Origin of the sequence: Proteus sp. HMSC14B05, from assembly GCF_001808035.1 — a bacterium.
Classification (GTDB): Bacteria; Pseudomonadota; Gammaproteobacteria; order Enterobacterales; family Enterobacteriaceae; genus Proteus; species Proteus mirabilis.
In genome coordinates this window covers 62483-79126 of the sequence record NZ_KV791969.1, presented here as the reverse complement: position 1 = coordinate 79126, position 16644 = coordinate 62483, and the positions used below count along the sequence as shown (strand labels likewise).

Sequence of the window (16644 nt, the reverse complement as noted above, 5' to 3'; positions counted from 1 at the left end):
CAACATGATTAGCAATTATCATTCTCTACTTGTATGAGTAGTAGAACTAAAAAGTGGTGATTTATCCAAATAATAAACTAATAAATCACCACCGTTACGCTAACTTTCATTATTTAAATTTAAAAACGTCTTAATCATCATCCATTGGTGTTAATGTGGCTAAACGTTCAGCTTGAAATTGCGCTTTTAGCTCTTGTTTGCTTTTCATCGTAATTTGTCCGTTTGTGCCAACCGTCATATGTTCCGGATTATGGTTATTCTGTGCTTGCCATAAGAGAACAATTTGCATGCAATGCTCTTTTTGCTCTGCAGTGAGTGCAACGCCGTCTGGCCATTTACCTAGCTCAACTGCGGTAGAAAGACGTTGATAAATCTCAGGTGTGACCATTGAAATTAAATCATTAACTTCCATTGATTGCTCCATATATCAAATTACCACGCAAAAGCTGAATCGTTTTTTTATTTGTTAATTTATTGTTAATAGTGACTGTTTAGCCCTTTTGCACTTCACCTGTTTCTGTATTGCTAAATGCCAAAGAGGCAGAATTAACACAATAACGTTGTCCTGTCGGTGCTGGGCCATCATTAAATACATGCCCTAAATGAGCACCACATTGATGACAGCGGATCTCTGTTCTTTTCATATTATGCGAAAAATCATCAAGATAAAGAATTGCATCATCACTTACAGGTTGATAAAAACTTGGCCAGCCACATCCTGCATCAAATTTAGTTTCCGAATAAAACAAAGGCGCAGAACAACATAAGCAATGATAAATACCTGTTTCTCTATTATGTAATAATTTACCACTAAACGGCGGTTCAGTACCCCGCTGTTGCGTCACATAATGCTGCATTTCATTGAGGTTTGATAAATCAATGTGATTGTTATCACTTGAAATATGCACTTTTTTTTCATTATTGCTCATAAACACCTCACACTGACAAAAATGTTTTTTAAAACAACAGCAAATAATAACAAAGATTTAACAACAAATCTGGAAAATATAGTCTAAAATCAATGAGAGTAATCTTTAGTTTTTGAAATGTGATACATTTCACATAACGGAGCAAAGGTAACTTCATTTATCGGCAATGATCCCGATAATACACAGCGTAATATTTATCTAAAACGACCAATCCTTAAGCAAAAAGTGTTTTTTTAATTGATTTTTTGCAATTATTGACACGATTCCGCTTGACGACTGGCGCGGTTTTGGTAACTTTAGAAGCAACTTTTTAATTCACTAATAAAGCTGGTGGAATACATATGACTATCAAAGTAGGTATTAATGGTTTTGGTCGTATCGGCCGCATCGTTTTCCGTGCTGCACAAGAACGTTCAGATATCGAAATCGTAGGTATTAACGATCTGTTAGACGCAGAATACATGGCATACATGCTGAAATACGATTCAACTCATGGTCGTTTCAACGGTACTGTTGAAGTAAAAGATGGCCACCTCGTTGTTAATGGTAAAACCATCCGCGTAACATCAGAAAGAGATCCAGCAAACCTGAAATGGAACGAAATTGGTGTTGATGTTGTTGCTGAAGCAACTGGTCTGTTCTTAACTGACGAAACTGCACGTAAACACATCCAAGCTGGTGCGAAAAAAGTTGTTCTGACTGGTCCTTCAAAAGACAGCACACCTATGTTCGTTATGGGTGTAAACCACAAATCATATGCAGGTCAAGATATCGTTTCTAACGCATCTTGTACAACTAACTGCTTAGCGCCTTTAGCAAAAGTTATCAACGACAAATTCGGTATCGTTGAAGGTCTGATGACAACTGTTCACGCAACAACTGCAACTCAACGTACTGTTGATGGTCCTTCAATGAAAGACTGGCGTGGTGGTCGTGGTGCTTCTCAAAACATCATCCCTTCATCAACTGGTGCTGCTAAAGCAGTAGGTAAAGTTATTCCTGAACTGAACGGCAAACTGACTGGTATGTCTTTCCGTGTTCCTACTCCTAACGTTTCTGTTGTTGACTTAACTGCACGTCTGGAAAAACCAGCAACTTATGCTCAAATCTGTGAAGCAATCAAAGAAGCTGCCGAAGGCGAACTGAAAGGCGTTCTGGGTTACACTGAAGATGCAGTTGTTTCAACTGACTTCAACGGTGAAGTATTAACTTCAGTATTCGATGCTAAAGCAGGTATCGCGCTGAATGACAACTTTGTTAAATTAGTTTCTTGGTACGATAACGAAGTTGGTTATTCAAACAAAGTTCTAGATCTGATTTCTCATATCTCTAAATAATTAGAGTTTAGAAAGCCAAGATTGATTTTAGAGCCACCCTTTCGGTGGCTCTTTTATTTTTTTACTCGGCAGTTTATTGTATTCAAATAGTCCGCGACATAAGGTTATAAAATAATGAATGAGAAAATTTTTTCTTTGCCGGTTATTGAACAAATATCACCTTACTTAAGTCGACGCCAATTAGGTGAACTCCCTATTCTGGTGATCTCTCACCCCAAAGTACGTGCGGCTATTAGTCTTCAAGGTGCCCATCTTATCGCATGGCAACCCGCACAAACGCATCCCGTTTTGTGGCTCAGTGAAGATGCCTTATTTACTCCCGGTGTTGCTATTCGTGGTGGTATCCCTATTTGTTGGCCTTGGTTTGCCTCAGCGGGAACCCCAAGCCATGGATTTGCACGTATCTTACCTTGGGAATTTAGTGCTCATTCTGAACAAGAAGACGGAGTGCTTATCACCATGACACTCAAAGAAAGTGCACAAACTCAAAAGTATTGGCCTCATGAATTTACTGTTATTGCTCGATTTAAATTAGGTGATACCTGTGAAATTGAATTAGAGTCATACGGTGACTATGAAGCCACTGCGGCGCTACACTCCTATTTTAATGTCAGTGATATCGATAAAGTTTCCATTACAGGCCTTGGTGGTCACTATATTGACACAGTGGCGGATAAAGAAGTTTATACCGACGAAACAGCCCTACGCTTTAACGGCCGTACTGACAGACTTTATACTGAACCTGAAGATTTTAATCTTATTCATGATGATGGTTGGGATCGTACTATTGAGGTTCACCATTATCATCACAGTGATGTCGTTTGTTGGAATCCGGGTGCAGAACTCGCCAGTTCAATGAAAGATATGAGCTCAGGTGGTTACCGTAAAATGGCATGTGTTGAAACAGCTCGTATTCATCGTCCACTTAAACCGGATAATGTTCATCCTGGACGTTTATCTGCTGTAATACGCGTACGCAAAAATATTGCTGAAAAATAGTTTGCCACTCTACTTTGTCGAACGAAAAAAGCTTCGAACAAATTCGAAGCTTTTAGTTATCGAAAGCAACTTAACTTACCGTTTTACCGTTAGAAAGTATAAGTGACACCTGTCCATAAAATAGCCGTTACCGATTTATTTACCATCGGGCTATCTTTAACTTCGCTGGGTAAGCGATCCACTCGTCCCATCGCGAAGAAATCCCAGTTTTCAGCAAACTTATAGTTAGCTGAGATTTCAACATAAGGTCTCCAGCTATCATTTGGTCGATATTCAGCTAAACCACTACGCTGAGATTCTCCCTGACTAATCCCATATGCGTAACGATTCTGCTTTTTATTTTCCCAAACAGCACCAATTCCCGGTTGAAGTGACCAATTGCCTAGTTCAAAAGGATAAAGGTAAGCAGCATCAGCAATAATGCCATTACTTTTACCTAAAAGATCACCAGAAATAATCCCTCGTAAACTTCCCCATGACTCATGATGTTTATAGGTAAATCCACCCATGACGGTATCACGGCGACGATTAAGTTTTTTCATCTGCTCATCATCAGAGTCACTTGGTTTAAATGCTTGTGGGTAATAGTGAACATCGACAGACAGCTGATCTTTCGGTGAATTCCATAAATAATATCCTGCGGCTAATGTCGCAAAATAGAAATTTTCAGATTGATAATTAACCAAAGGTACAGGTAATAAATAGTCTTTAGATTTAGCACCCTTATAAGGTGTTACTTGTGATAATACAGAACCCCCTATTGACCATTCTCCCGCGAAGGCTGTCGGTGTACTCAATCCAGCGATTATGGCTAAAGAAATAACAATTTTCTTTTTACTCACGATGATTTTCCATATTGTCTTTGATAAAACAGTGACCAAAAAACGACTGTTGTTATGGTGCACTAAAAGTTAGCTAATAGATTACAATCATTTTATTTTTTACATAAAATGACTGGCAATAAGTGCTTGTCCTAATGCAATTCCACCATCACCAGATGGCAATATCATAGGGGTTAATACCTTTTTATTGTTTAATTTTTGCTTAAACAGATCCTTAAGTAAGATATTATTGAATACCCCTCCTGTTAAAACAATAGTATCAATCTGATGTTCTTGCGCAGCTTGCAGAGCAATATCACCCAAACTTTCGGCTAATAAATAGTGAAATAACCAAGCCTTCTCACTGGTATTCAATGTGATGCTTTCCCATTGTGACCAGAAAATGGACAAATCAACATGCTTATCTTTTACAGGCATTAAATGTCCATATTGCTTGATGATATCAGCATACCGATCTACGTGACACTGTAACGCAACGCTTTGTAAGTAGCATGCCGCTTCGCCTTCCCAGCTTATTTGTTTAGGTGATAATCCCAAAGAGCAAGCAACTGCGTCAAATAATCGTCCACAAGATGATGCTAGCGGTGAATTTAAACCACGAGCCACTGCCTTACTCAAAATCTGTAACTCAGTGAGCGGAATTGCTTGGGTGATAACACTACCTTGCCAATCTTTTGTAAAAGTAGCTAAATGTGCGAACCAATTTCGCCAAGGCTGTATTGAAGCTAAATTTCCTCCCGGCATAGCAACCGCAGGTAGCCCGCCAATACGTTGGGATTTTTTATAATCCACCAGCAAACACTCGCCTCCCCATAAAGAGCCATCTTGTCCATACCCTAGACCATCAAGGGCTATACCAATTACTGCGCCTTGTTGCTGTGTATGTCCATGCTCTGCTAAACAAGAGACAATATGTGCATGGTGATGGGGAACTTCTATAACAGGGATCTGTTGCTGTTCAGCTAGCTGTTTACCTATTTGATGGCTGATATAATTAGGATGAGCATCAATGGCAATCGCTTTGGGCGTAAAACGATAGATCTGTTGAAACAGCGTGAGTGATTTCAGTAATTGTTGCCTCACACTTAAATCATCTAAATCACCTAAATGCGGCCCCATAATAGCTTGGTGCTCTTTTAAGAGACAAAACACATTTTTCAGATCCCCTCCTAAAGCCAAAATTGCAGGTTGTGCATCAAAAGTGGTTGGCAATGCGATAGCATCTGGTACATAACCCCGTGAACGGCGGATCATCACACACTGATCATCTTCAATACGCACTAATGAATCGTCCGCTCTTTGTATAATCTCCCTATTATGCATTAGAAATAATTCTGCAATATCACCAAGCTGAATTAACGCCTCTTCATTGGTTAATGCAGGAGTGTGCCCCGTCGCATTACCAGAGGTCATGACTAATGGAATTTGTGTTTCATGTGCGAGAAGATGTTGCAAAGGATTAGCTGGTAACATAACACCCACTTCTGTTAATCCAGGTGCAATAAGTTCACTTAATGAAATAGGGGCGATTTCTTTAGGAATAAGTACGATAGGTGCTGCGGTACTGGTTAATGTTTCTATCACTTTTGAGTAAAACTCGGCATTATCGCCCGGTTTTTGGATCTGCTCAGTCCCGGTTAACATCACCGCAAGTGGTTTGGCTGGACGATGTTTACGCGCTCTTAAACGCGCAACACTTTCACTATTGCGTGCGTCACAGACTAAATGAAAGCCACCAATGCCTTTTACAGCAACAATTTTCCCCGCTAATAACGCCTGACAAGCTTGCGTTAATGCCCGCTCTTTTATTGCAAGTTGTTGCCCTTGATGATCTGCCAACCAAATATGAGGTCCACAGACAGGACAGGCATTAGGTTGTGCATGAAAACGTCTATCTGCGGGATCTTGATATTCATGTTGGCAAATCGGACAAAATGGAAACGCAGACATAGAGGTAAAAGGCCTGTCGTAAGGCATTTTTTTTATAATAGTAAAACGGGGGCCGCAATGGGTGCAGTTTATAAAAGGATAATGATAACGACGATTTTGTGGATCAAACAACTCATCAATACAAGCCTGACAAGTCGCTGCATCAGGTACAACTTGTGTATCCATTTCTCCACCACCACTTTTTACAATAGTAAAGTTCGTGGGGAGTTGCTCCCATTGATAAGGTGTTTGTTCAATACGTTCAATGCGTGCAAGAGGAGGACATTGAGCCGTTAATGCATTAATAAAGTGTTGATTTTGCGGTGATAATGTTAAGTGTATCAATACTCCTAAGCTATCATTACTCACCTGCCCTAATAAACCAAAATGATGTGCTAATTGCCAAACAAAGGGGCGAAAGCCAACACCTTGAACCTTTCCTTTCACACGCAATGTAATGCCGTTACTCATAGGATCACCAAATCAAAATAAGTTTAAGCTTATTCTAGTTTAGTGATTATTAACAACTTTCATTTAGATCAGAAAAAGTAGAGTTTGCTACATTTATCGTCACCTCAACCGCCACTCGCGGTGCAATAGCGCACAGTAATTCATAACCAATAGTGCCACAAGCCAGTGCAACTTCATCAACCGGTAATTGATTTCCCCATAACTCAACAGGGCTTCCATGTTCAACATCCGGCAAATCGGTTACATCAATAGTAAGCATATCCATTGAAATACGCCCAACTAATTGTGTTTTATGTCCTTTAACGATAACGGGTGTACCATCTGGGGCATGCCTTGGATAACCATCAGCATAACCACAAGCGACAACAGCAATTCTCATATCACGTTGTGCGGTATATCGGCTACCATAACCAATTTGCTCACCTTTTTTTACTGACTGAATAGCTAATACTTCACTGTTAAAGGTCATCACAGGTTGCAAATCAAAATCAGCAATATCTTGCCACACCCCAGAGGGGGATACACCATATAAAATAATACCGGGACGAACCCATGAATGATGGGTTTGTGGTTCAAATAAAATAGCCGCAGAATTGGCTAAACAGCGCGGTAAATCATTTACCATTGAGCTATCAATAATCTGTTTTTGTGTCGCCATATTCAGCCCTGTATCAGCATTGGCAAAATGGGACATTTGTACAATAGAGCCAATATTAGTTATGCGTTTTGCTCTTTGTATGGCTTGCTGATAGTCTTCTGGTCGGTAACCTAACCGATTCATGCCACTATTGAGTTTCAGATAAATATTGATAGGCCGCTCTAATTGCGCTTGCTCAATGGCTTCAAATTGCCAATCAGCATGCACAACCGTCGTTAATGAATAACGCTCTAATAAATACACATCATCTGGTTTGAAAAAACCTTCAAGCAAAAGAATGGGGCCTACCCATCCTTGCTCTCTTAGCATAATTGCTTTATCTAATTCAATTAAGGCAAAACCATCGGTATGACTTAATGCAGGCCAAACACAAGAAAGACCATGTCCATAAGCATCAGCTTTAACCACTGACCATACTTTACTTCCCTGCGCTTTCGATTTGATCACCGAAAGATTATGACTCAGCGCATCTAAATTTATGCTAATTTTGGCAGGTCTGGACATCGTCTCTCCTTAATTAATAAACAGCGTCAAGTTTTTGCCCTGGACGGAGCAATTTAGTATTAAATCCATCGATATAACGGAACACGGAGAGATCATCTGCAGCAATTGCCGTTTTATTACCTGATATTAAATCAGCTAACAGTTGTCCTGAGCCACATGCCATCGTCCATCCTAATGTACCATGCCCCGTATTTAGGGATAAATTACGATATGCGGTTGGCCCAACTATCGGTGTACCATCTGGCGTCATTGGCCTTAAGCCTGTCCAGAATGTCGCTTTACTGATATCACCACCACCCTCATAGAGATCTTGAACAACCATTTTGAGCGTTTCACAACGTGATTTTAAAATATTCAAATTAAAACCTACCACTTCCGCCATACCGCCCACACGAATGCGATTATCAAAGCGAGTCACCGCAATCTTATATGTTTCATCTAAAATAGTGGATGTTGGTGCTCTGCTTGCATCAATAATAGGCATGGTTAATGAATAGCCTTTTAAAGGATAAACCGGAATTGTGATTTTGTTTTTCAAAAATTCAGTCGAGTACGATCCCATGGCGACAACATAGTGATCTGCGGTCAATAAACCATCATGGCATTGCACACCGGTGACTTTATCACCATCAAAAAGTAGGTGTTTTATTTCTTTATTAAATAAGAAAGTAACCCCTGCCTCTTCAGCCATTTTAGCCAGCTTCTTAGTAAAGATTTGGCAATCACCCGTTTCATCATTAGGAAGACGTAATCCTCCGGTAAGTTTATGACTCACATGCTCTAAAGCGGGTTCTGCTGATTTTAGTTGCTCGGCTGTTAGCAGTTCATAAGCCACACCTTCTTGCTTTAATACAGCAATATCATTAGCGGCATTATCAAATTGTTTTTGATCACGAAATAGCTGTAACGTTCCCCCTTGGCGCCCTTCGTATTCAATACCGGTATCTTGGCGTAATTGACGGATACAATCACGACTATACTCAGCAATACGCACCATACGACTCTTATTCATCGCATAATGAGAAGCATCACAATTACGTAGCATTTGCCACATCCAGCGTAATTGGAACAGTGAGCCATCAGGTCGGATCGCTAAAGGTGCATGTTTTTGAAACATCCATTTTACTGCTTTTAATGGAATACCCGGAGCACCCCAAGGTGTTGCATAACCCGGAGATATTTGCCCTGCATTACCTGCACTCGTTTCTTCTGCCGCACTACTTTGCCTATCGACAACAATGACTTCATGCCCTTGTTGTACTAAGTACCACGCACTTGTTACACCAATAACGCCGCCACCTAAGATGATCACTTTCATGGCTAGACTCCAAATAATTTACATTGATATAACATAAGAATAATATTCCATACACAAAAAGCCAGCACAGAATAATCATCTAGCACCACAAAAAAGCAAATTTTAGAGTCAAATCACATTTAATTAGTAATAACAGTGTTAGTTTTGCAGAGTAATTATTAATTCTATTTAAAAATCAAGTTGATAGAGTATTTAGCACTTTTTATAAAAATAATACATAAATATATTATTCAAATATAAATGAAATAAGCTAATAAAAACCCATCATGCGATTTTTATTAAAAACCAAAAAAATTATTATTATCAGAATATAATATTAAGATGAGATATGTTTCAAATTTTTTTTACTAAAAATAGCCAAATTAAAGTATCACCTAAAAATGGATGGTTAAACTAGGCTTGCTGTTTTTAGCCCGCTATTCTTTCACTTCTCCAATAATAGTCATCATATTTCTATTACTACCATTTTCTGGATAATAAAAAATCAGCACTGGATCAATAAGATCCAATGCTGATGTTAAGACAGGATAAACGCGATGAATTAACGTTTTACTTCTTCTAAGTCACTAGGTAGTGGCGATTGAAGCTCATGCCAAATAATGCCACTCTCTTTTCCGTATTGGCGAACGCAGTCCATAACATGCTCAGTATCTTTTTGTTCACATAGCAACGCCAATTTTTTATAAAATGATAGCGCCAACTCTTTCGCCTGAACATTAGAGAAATAATAACGCCCTACACGGGTATATAATCCCTTAAGTCCGTTTAAGATCAATCCATAAATAGGATTACCGCTGGCAAATGCCAAACCACGGAAAATGTTATAGTCCAACTCACTAAACTCATCAGCACTATTTTCAGTCGTTAGTTGATGAGTCAGCACTTCTAGGGATTTTTCTGGATTATTTTTAAATGCCGTGCGAATAAAAATTGCTGAGATATTCGTTCTTACGGCTAATAAATTATCGATTAATTGTGGCACGCGATCATGATCAAGACGCGCGACAGTTTCAAGAATATTAAGACCTGACGTTTCCCAAAAGTTATTCACTTTGGTTGGTTTTCCATGCTGGATAGTTAACCAACCATCACGAGCTAAACGTTGTAAAACCTCTCTCAATGTCGTTCTTGTCACACCAATTAATTCGGAAAGCTCACGTTCTGCGGGCAGAATAGAACCTGGTGGAAAACGGTTGTTCCAAATACTTTCAACAATGTACTCTTCCGCAAAACCTGCGGGGCTTTGAGCCTTAATAACCATATTTTTATTTCTTCCGAAGCGTTTTTTCTGCTAATAATAGAAAAGATAATATCAGAATGCTTAATTTTGATATAGCTCAACCATCGCTAAATAGTGAATGGCATCATAAAACATGACACTGTTTTATCAATTTATTATTTACGAATACGCTTAATTTCACAGCGATTAGAGCGTATTATGACTAGATTGCGCATTTTAGGCGCCTAAAATCTCTATTCGGAGGATAAAAAACATAATGGATATGAGTATAAGACAAGCATTACTGAAAAATTTCATGGGGAACTCCCCTGATTGGTATAAGCTTGCTATTATTACTTTTTTAATCATCAACCCACTGATTTTTTTCTTTGTTGACCCTTTCATTGCTGGCTGGCTACTCGTTGTTGAGTTTATCTTCACTTTAGCCATGGCATTAAAATGTTATCCGCTACAACCAGGGGGATTACTTGCTATTGAGGCCGTCATTATTGGTATGACAACGCCGAAACAAATAGGTCATGAAATAGCCAACAACCTTGAAGTCATTTTATTACTGGTCTTTATGGTTGCGGGTATTTATTTTATGAAGCAATTACTTCTATTTGCTTTTACAAAATTACTCCTCTCTATTCGATCTAAACGCTTATTATCATTAGCATTCTGTTTTGCTAGTGCCTTTTTATCTGCTTTTTTAGACGCTTTAACCGTGATTGCCGTGGTGATCAGTGTTTCTTTAGGCTTCTATTCCATCTACCATAACTTTGCTTCTAACCAGGCTGATGCAGAGTTAAGCAATGATGGCTTTATTGATAGCACAGAGAAAAAACAGACCTTAGAACAATTTCGTGCTTTCTTACGTAGCTTAATGATGCATGCCGGTGTTGGTACAGCATTAGGTGGTGTGATGACGATGGTTGGTGAGCCACAAAACTTGATCATTGCAAAACACTTAGAATGGGATTTTGTCACCTTCTTTATCAGGATGTCACCCGTTACTATTCCCGTTTTCTTTGCTGGACTTGCAGTATGTTATTTGGTTGAGCGCTTTAAGCTGTTTGGTTATGGTGCCGAGCTACCTGAATTAGTGCGTAAAGTTCTCACTGACTACGATAAAAAGAACAGTGAAAAACGAACTCAACAAGAAAAAGCCCAGTTATTAATCCAAGCATTAATTGGTATTTGGTTAATTGTTGCACTGGCCTTACACCTTGCTGAGGTTGGTATTATTGGTCTTTCTGTTATTATCTTAGCCACCACTTTCTGTGGTATCACTGAAGAGCACGCTTTAGGTAAAGCTTTTGAAGAAGCACTGCCTTTCACCGCATTACTTACGGTATTCTTCTCCGTTGTTGCCGTGATTATTGATCAACAGCTATTTGGTCCTATTATTCAATTTGTTCTACAGGCATCAGAATCTTCACAACTGTCACTCTTTTATCTCTTTAATGGCCTACTTTCTGCCATTTCAGATAATGTATTTGTGGGTACGGTCTATATCAGTGAAGCATTAAGCGCATTGCAAGAAGGATTAATTAGCCAATCTCAATATGAACATATTGGTGTCGCAATTAATACTGGGACTAACTTACCGTCAGTGGCAACGCCAAACGGACAAGCGGCTTTCTTATTCTTATTAACTTCTGCATTATCCCCGCTGATCCGCTTATCTTATGGACGTATGGTGATGATGGCACTTCCTTATACCATCGTTATGACACTGTTAGGATTACTGGCTGTAGAATTCTGGCTCGTGCCTATGACACATTGGTTATATGAAATTGGCTTAATCGCTATTCCATAAAAAACCATCATGAAATGAGTATTTTTTAGGGCTTTTAATGTTTAAAAGCCCTATTTTTTCATAAAAACACCTATTAATGTAAATATTTGTGAAATAAGAGATTTTACCTTTTTTTTAGTCTAGTTTTTAGGCAGAATAACAACTTATTTCAATATTATCATGGACATTGTTATGTTGAGTGCTCTTCGTCACTGGTCACAAAGTCGTTTTTCATGGTTACTGCTGGCATTAACGGCAATTGGTCTTGAAGGTGCGGCATTGTATTTTCAGTACGGAATGGAATTAATGCCTTGTGTGATGTGTGTTTATCAGCGCATTGCTGTATTAGGGATCTTAGTTGCCGCATTAATTGGTTTTTCTTCGCCAAAACTGACACTAATGCGCATGGCGGGTAGTTTTTTATGGCTTTATGCCTCATACCGCGGTATTGAGCTAGCTTGGGAACATACGCAACTTATTCTTAATCCATCACCTTTTGCAACTTGTGATTTCTTTGTTACCTTGCCTTCTTGGTTTGCATTGCAAGATTGGTTCCCTGCCGTATTCCAAGCATCAGGGGATTGTTCTGTTAGCCAATGGCGGTTCTTGTCATTAGAAATGCCACAATGGATGTTAATTATCTTTTCTGCTTATTTTATTGTTGGTTTATTAGTATTAATCAGCCAAGTCACCTCTTCTTTTTCCAAAAAAGACTAACATACGCTACTGTTAGCTATAGAAAGATAGAGTGCAGATAAATTATTATCATCACAAAAATAGGCGCTTAATCAGACATTAAGCGCCTATTTTTCTAATTATCATTTATTTATGCATATCCCCAAGCGTATTAACCTGGAATACAGGCACCATCAATCAACGCTTGTTCACTACAACGTTTACCATTAGCAAATTGACAAACGGGTGTTTGACCGCCGTGTAATTCATAAGTTAACGCAGGCACTCCACCAGAAAATATACAGGTCTCTTTTGCTGGTTCCTCTAAAGGAATAGAAGGTGTGGTCGCTATCGTTTTATTGCTATTAATCACTTGAGCGGTGGTATTTTGTGCTTGTTTAGATTGACTACAACCAGTAAGCAACGCAAAGCTGGTCAACATCAACAAAAAACACGTTGCTTTCATTTTTCTTTGCATTATAAAAACACCTAAATTATCTCTGTTATCTCTGATTAGTGTGAGGTGCTATTGGAAAGTAAGTTAATCACTAAGACGCCGGCAATAATTAATGTCATACCGACGATGGCGGGTAAATCGAGTTTTTGTTGATAGACAAAAACAGCCGCAACAGAAACTAAAACAATACCTAATCCGCTCCAAATTGCATATGCAATACCCAGTGGCATGACTTTCACAACCTGAGATAGCGCCCAAAAAGAAAAACAATACCCCACCACGACGACAATAGATGGATATAATCGACTAAAGCCATCGGATGCTTTTAACACCGTTGTTGCAATAACTTCAGATATAATGGCTAATATTAGGTAAGTTAATCCATTCATTTCTTCGCCCTACTAAGATCCAAATTCAATTTTGTGAATTCTATCACAAGATATTTCTGTGATATCTATTTTAGAACAACAAAAAAGGCATCTATTCAGCGCAATAGATGCCTTAAAATGCTATTTATAGATTTTGTTTAATGGAGCCGGTTTTTTTCGCGAGGTTTGCCTCCCATCGCAACACGATAACGGGTAAAAATAAAGCCACACCACGCTAGTGCAATAATACTTAAGGCTGTTCCTGCATAGCCGATATTTGGCATTCCCGCGTGCAATATTACTTGATTACCTAACAAAGCCCCTGCCCCAATACCGATATTAAAGATACCTGAGTAGATCGACATGGCGATATCTGTTGCATCAGGTGCTAAGTCAATCACTTTAACCTGCAATCCTAACGCAATACACATAAAGCCTATCCCCCAAAAGATGATTAAGGCAATAAATGTGAGTGTATGTTGGCTACTCATCATCAGCGTACTTAAGCATACGGTTAAGAGAATAAGTGCAAAGAATAAGAATGAGGTTGGCATTTTGGTACTATAGCGACTAAATAACACACTCCCCAAAATTCCTGCACCGCCAAAAATCAGTAATACAATAGTGGCAAAATTTTCATCTAATTTTGCAATATCAATAACAAAAGGCTCAATATAACTATAAGCAGTAAAATGAGCGGTTACTGCGATCACCGTTAGTAAGAAAATACCCACTAATGGTGCTCGTTTTAGCAATATTGGGACACTTTTTAACGAGCCGGAATGTTCACTAGGTAATAAAGGTAAATAGCGCATTAAAGCAAGCATGGTTATCAGCGCCAGTACACCTATACCCAAAAAGGTAGCTCGCCATCCTAACCATTGTCCAACCACCCTTCCCAGAGGTAAACCCAGCACGGTAGCTAGTGCAACACCGGTTGCTAATAAACTTAATGCTTGTGCTTTTTTACCATGGGGTGCCATTCTTATTGCTAATGAGGCAGTAATCGACCAAAAAACAGCATGAGCAAAGGCGACTCCAACCCGACCTACAATTAGCGAATTAAAATCCCATGCCACGCCAGATAAGACATGGCTTAGAATAAATACAATAAACAAAATAATCAGTAGCTTACGTCGCTCTACTTTGCTGGTCATTATCATTAATGGCAAAGACATTAGGGCAACAACCCAAGCATAAATAGTGATCATCAACCCTGTTTGAGCCGGCACCATGGCAAAACTTTCAGAAATATTACTTAACAATGCAACAGGTACAAACTCTGTCGTATTAAATACGAAAGCAGCAAATGATAGAATAATTACCCTGATCCACGCCGTTTTACGGCTTACTTCATTAACGCTATTGGGTGTGGTGATATTCATAATTGTTTAAATACTTTTCAGTGAATTTTATAAATAGATAAAAGATACTTATGTACTACTGCCAGTGAATTTCATAAAAAGAAGCGCAAATACCCATCGTTATATTTTATAACATCTAAATAGAATAGATAATAAAGTGTGTTTTATAAAGCGATAAGTAAAGATAAAAACAAACTAATGAATAGAAAAACATCTGACTAAAACGAATCAGCCTATTATGTTAGCATAGGCATAACGCTAAATTAAATCCCTACATTGGCTTCTTTTTAACGTTAACATTTTATTTAGATCGCAAAAGGGAGATTGGCAAGGAAAAATAGCGTTACTGAATCACATTTTTATTAATAAAAAATGATAACCATTTCATGCTATTATAAATAGATCTTCACGGGCTTATTGTTGCAGTTAGTCTAATAATAGAGAGTCTATATTATAAAAATAAAGAGAATAACTATACAGTAGCTTAATACTTATGGATTAATTCTGTCTATAAATTGAATAGCTTGCTCACAGGCAAAGCTTTGGGCTGGAGATGAGCTATCATTAAGGCTATTTTTAATAGCAAAAATTTGCTCAATTGATGACCGAGGAAGTAACAAACTACCTTCCGCTAGTGCTTTTTCAACACTGTCTAATTTAGACACGAGTTGATTACAACTTTCACTGTTTTCTAATGATTGATAACGTGCCATGACATCATCACGCTTACCTTTGACAAAAGAAAACATATCGTTGATTTGTGTTGAGGAGTTTTCAATAACATTACGGCTATTATTCCAAGCAGCAACGGTATCTTCTTTAAATACAGAAACAACTAAGATTGCAACAAAAATAGCAATCATAATAGTCAATGATATAATTCCTCCTGCAATAATAATTATTTGTTTCATGAAAGCCCCCACATCACTAATCACCTTTATATCTATATATAATTAAAGTCATTCATATTCAATATTGATTACAATTCTTTTTAATTTTTACATTTTATTACGCAGACATGTAGCCCTATTGGCATAAGAAATAATTTATTATTATAATTTAAATATTGTTAAGTTATTATACTTAAATTCTGATTTTAATTATTATTTGGACATGCGTTAAAAATAAGATTTATCGCAAGTATATCTGGTTTTCATTATAGCTATTATAACAATTATTTATTCAAGTCTATTGATAATACTTTATAAGATAAAATGTCATTAAAAGTAAAGTATTCTAAACTTTTAGTTGTAACCTTGACCTTCCCCTAAGGGGGATCTTTAGAATAAGAATAATTCATACAATATAAAGGGAACACTGATGAAAAAAGTTTTACCTATCGCCATCGTTTTAATGGGTTCACTCTCTTTTGGTGCAATAGCCAATAATTCACATATGAATATGAGTACTAATGTGGCACAGAGTAACTCTCCTATGAACCAAGAGCTCATGGATTCAATGAATAAAATGCATGAAAATATGGCAAAAGGAATGAATAGTGATAATGCAGATGTTGCATTTGCGCAGGGAATGATCGCTCACCATTTGGGAGCAATTGATATGGCAAAAATCGAGCTAAAGTATGGTACTGATCCTGAAATGCGCAAATTAGCACAAGCTATTATTGATGCACAAGGCCCTGAAATTGAACAAATGCAAAAATGGTTAGAAAAAAATAATACCAATATGCAAAATAACTAATATTTGAAACGCAGGCGTTCTATTAAGGAAAGTCTGCGTTTTCTTACATTGCCATGTCATTAACCTGTAACT

General features: G+C 38.0%; 16 protein-coding genes. 5 read left to right on the top strand and 11 right to left on the bottom strand.

Features of this window, described 5'->3' with window-relative positions; genetic code table 11:
* Positions 1–130 precede the first annotated feature (130 nt).
* Together HMPREF3129_RS02820 and msrB are read right to left on the bottom strand one after the other, a co-directional pair.
* A complete protein-coding gene (locus tag HMPREF3129_RS02820) occupies positions 131–412 on the bottom strand; it encodes a YeaC family protein (protein WP_004248238.1) in 282 nt (93 codons plus the stop codon).
* Positions 413–491: 79 nt separating this feature from the next.
* Positions 492–929, bottom strand: a complete 438-nt coding sequence (msrB, locus tag HMPREF3129_RS02815) for a peptide-methionine (R)-S-oxide reductase MsrB (protein ID WP_004243267.1) — start codon at positions 927–929, stop codon at positions 492–494.
* 341 nt (positions 930–1270) lie between these two features.
* On the opposite strand from msrB, the gene gapA reads away from it, so the two are divergent.
* Positions 1271–2266, top strand: coding sequence for a glyceraldehyde-3-phosphate dehydrogenase (gapA, locus tag HMPREF3129_RS02810; protein WP_004243268.1), 996 nt, complete (start codon positions 1271–1273; stop codon positions 2264–2266).
* Positions 2267–2380: 114 nt separating this feature from the next.
* Positions 2381–3265 carry a D-hexose-6-phosphate mutarotase gene (locus HMPREF3129_RS02805; protein ID WP_004243269.1) on the top strand — a complete coding sequence of 295 codons (885 nt, stop codon included), beginning with the start codon at positions 2381–2383 and terminating at the stop codon, positions 3263–3265.
* Between the two features lie 89 nt (positions 3266–3354).
* Here HMPREF3129_RS02805 and HMPREF3129_RS02800 read toward each other — a convergent pair whose 3' ends face one another.
* The 5 genes from HMPREF3129_RS02800 to fadR form a co-directional block, all read right to left on the bottom strand.
* Entirely contained in the window at positions 3355–4107 is a 753-nt protein-coding gene (locus HMPREF3129_RS02800; protein WP_004243270.1) for a MipA/OmpV family protein, read from the bottom strand.
* A gap of 99 nt (positions 4108–4206) precedes the next feature.
* Positions 4207–6507: a carbamoyltransferase HypF gene (gene hypF / locus HMPREF3129_RS02795; RefSeq protein WP_036918457.1), complete on the bottom strand. Its 2301-nt coding sequence runs from the start codon at positions 6505–6507 to the stop codon at positions 4207–4209.
* A gap of 49 nt (positions 6508–6556) precedes the next feature.
* Entirely contained in the window at positions 6557–7669 is a 1113-nt protein-coding gene (gene alr / locus HMPREF3129_RS02790) for an alanine racemase (protein WP_036918459.1), read from the bottom strand.
* Positions 7670–7682: 13 nt separating this feature from the next.
* On the bottom strand, positions 7683–8987 hold the full coding sequence (locus HMPREF3129_RS02785) for a D-amino acid dehydrogenase (protein ID WP_004243273.1): 1305 nt from the start codon (positions 8985–8987) through the stop codon (positions 7683–7685).
* Positions 8988–9528: 541 nt separating this feature from the next.
* Entirely contained in the window at positions 9529–10248 is a 720-nt protein-coding gene (fadR, locus tag HMPREF3129_RS02780; RefSeq protein ID WP_004243274.1) for a fatty acid metabolism transcriptional regulator FadR, read from the bottom strand.
* A 235-nt stretch (positions 10249–10483) separates the two neighbouring features.
* Here fadR and nhaB point away from each other — a divergent pair, with 235 nt between their 5' ends.
* Positions 10484–12028, top strand: coding sequence for a sodium/proton antiporter NhaB (gene nhaB, locus HMPREF3129_RS02775; protein ID WP_004243275.1), 1545 nt, complete (start codon positions 10484–10486; stop codon positions 12026–12028).
* Between the two features lie 171 nt (positions 12029–12199).
* Complete coding sequence (dsbB, locus tag HMPREF3129_RS02770; protein ID WP_004248244.1) at positions 12200–12724, top strand: disulfide bond formation protein DsbB; 525 nt, start codon at positions 12200–12202, stop codon at positions 12722–12724.
* 130 nt (positions 12725–12854) lie between these two features.
* On the opposite strand, the gene HMPREF3129_RS02765 is transcribed toward dsbB, so the two are convergent.
* From HMPREF3129_RS02765 to HMPREF3129_RS02750, 4 genes are all read right to left on the bottom strand, one after another.
* Positions 12855–13160 carry a putative hemolysin gene (locus tag HMPREF3129_RS02765; protein WP_004250912.1) on the bottom strand — a complete coding sequence of 102 codons (306 nt, stop codon included), beginning with the start codon at positions 13158–13160 and terminating at the stop codon, positions 12855–12857.
* Between the two features lie 35 nt (positions 13161–13195).
* The gene (locus HMPREF3129_RS02760; protein WP_004243278.1) at positions 13196–13528 is read right to left on the bottom strand and encodes an SMR family transporter; all 333 of its coding nucleotides are present in this window, start codon (positions 13526–13528) and stop codon (positions 13196–13198) included.
* Between the two features lie 137 nt (positions 13529–13665).
* Positions 13666–14892: a sugar transporter gene (locus tag HMPREF3129_RS02755; RefSeq protein ID WP_004248248.1), complete on the bottom strand. Its 1227-nt coding sequence runs from the start codon at positions 14890–14892 to the stop codon at positions 13666–13668.
* 470 nt (positions 14893–15362) lie between these two features.
* Positions 15363–15782, bottom strand: coding sequence for a hypothetical protein (locus tag HMPREF3129_RS02750; RefSeq protein ID WP_135050041.1), 420 nt, complete (start codon positions 15780–15782; stop codon positions 15363–15365).
* 409 nt (positions 15783–16191) lie between these two features.
* On the opposite strand from HMPREF3129_RS02750, the gene copM reads away from it, so the two are divergent.
* A complete protein-coding gene (gene copM / locus HMPREF3129_RS02745; protein ID WP_020945778.1) occupies positions 16192–16572 on the top strand; it encodes a CopM family metallochaperone in 381 nt (126 codons plus the stop codon).
* The last annotated feature ends 72 nt before the right edge of the window (positions 16573–16644 follow it).

Coding starts and splice junctions, on each gene's coding strand:
- copM (WP_020945778.1), top strand. CDS start 16,192: ATGAAAAAAGTTTTACCTATCGCCATCGTTTTAATGGGTTCACTCTCT.
- dsbB (WP_004248244.1), top strand. CDS start 12,200: ATGTTGAGTGCTCTTCGTCACTGGTCACAAAGTCGTTTTTCATGGTTA.
- HMPREF3129_RS02820 (WP_004248238.1), bottom strand. CDS start 412: ATGGAAGTTAATGATTTAATTTCAATGGTCACACCTGAGATTTATCAA.
- nhaB (WP_004243275.1), top strand. CDS start 10,484: ATGGATATGAGTATAAGACAAGCATTACTGAAAAATTTCATGGGGAAC.
- hypF (WP_036918457.1), bottom strand. CDS start 6,507: ATGAGTAACGGCATTACATTGCGTGTGAAAGGAAAGGTTCAAGGTGTT.
- gapA (WP_004243268.1), top strand. CDS start 1,271: ATGACTATCAAAGTAGGTATTAATGGTTTTGGTCGTATCGGCCGCATC.
- alr (WP_036918459.1), bottom strand. CDS start 7,669: ATGTCCAGACCTGCCAAAATTAGCATAAATTTAGATGCGCTGAGTCAT.
- HMPREF3129_RS02785 (WP_004243273.1), bottom strand. CDS start 8,987: ATGAAAGTGATCATCTTAGGTGGCGGCGTTATTGGTGTAACAAGTGCG.
- HMPREF3129_RS02760 (WP_004243278.1), bottom strand. CDS start 13,528: ATGAATGGATTAACTTACCTAATATTAGCCATTATATCTGAAGTTATT.
- HMPREF3129_RS02765 (WP_004250912.1), bottom strand. CDS start 13,160: ATGCAAAGAAAAATGAAAGCAACGTGTTTTTTGTTGATGTTGACCAGC.
- fadR (WP_004243274.1), bottom strand. CDS start 10,248: ATGGTTATTAAGGCTCAAAGCCCCGCAGGTTTTGCGGAAGAGTACATT.
- HMPREF3129_RS02805 (WP_004243269.1), top strand. CDS start 2,381: ATGAATGAGAAAATTTTTTCTTTGCCGGTTATTGAACAAATATCACCT.
- HMPREF3129_RS02750 (WP_135050041.1), bottom strand. CDS start 15,782: ATGAAACAAATAATTATTATTGCAGGAGGAATTATATCATTGACTATT.
- msrB (WP_004243267.1), bottom strand. CDS start 929: ATGAGCAATAATGAAAAAAAAGTGCATATTTCAAGTGATAACAATCAC.
- HMPREF3129_RS02755 (WP_004248248.1), bottom strand. CDS start 14,892: ATGAATATCACCACACCCAATAGCGTTAATGAAGTAAGCCGTAAAACG.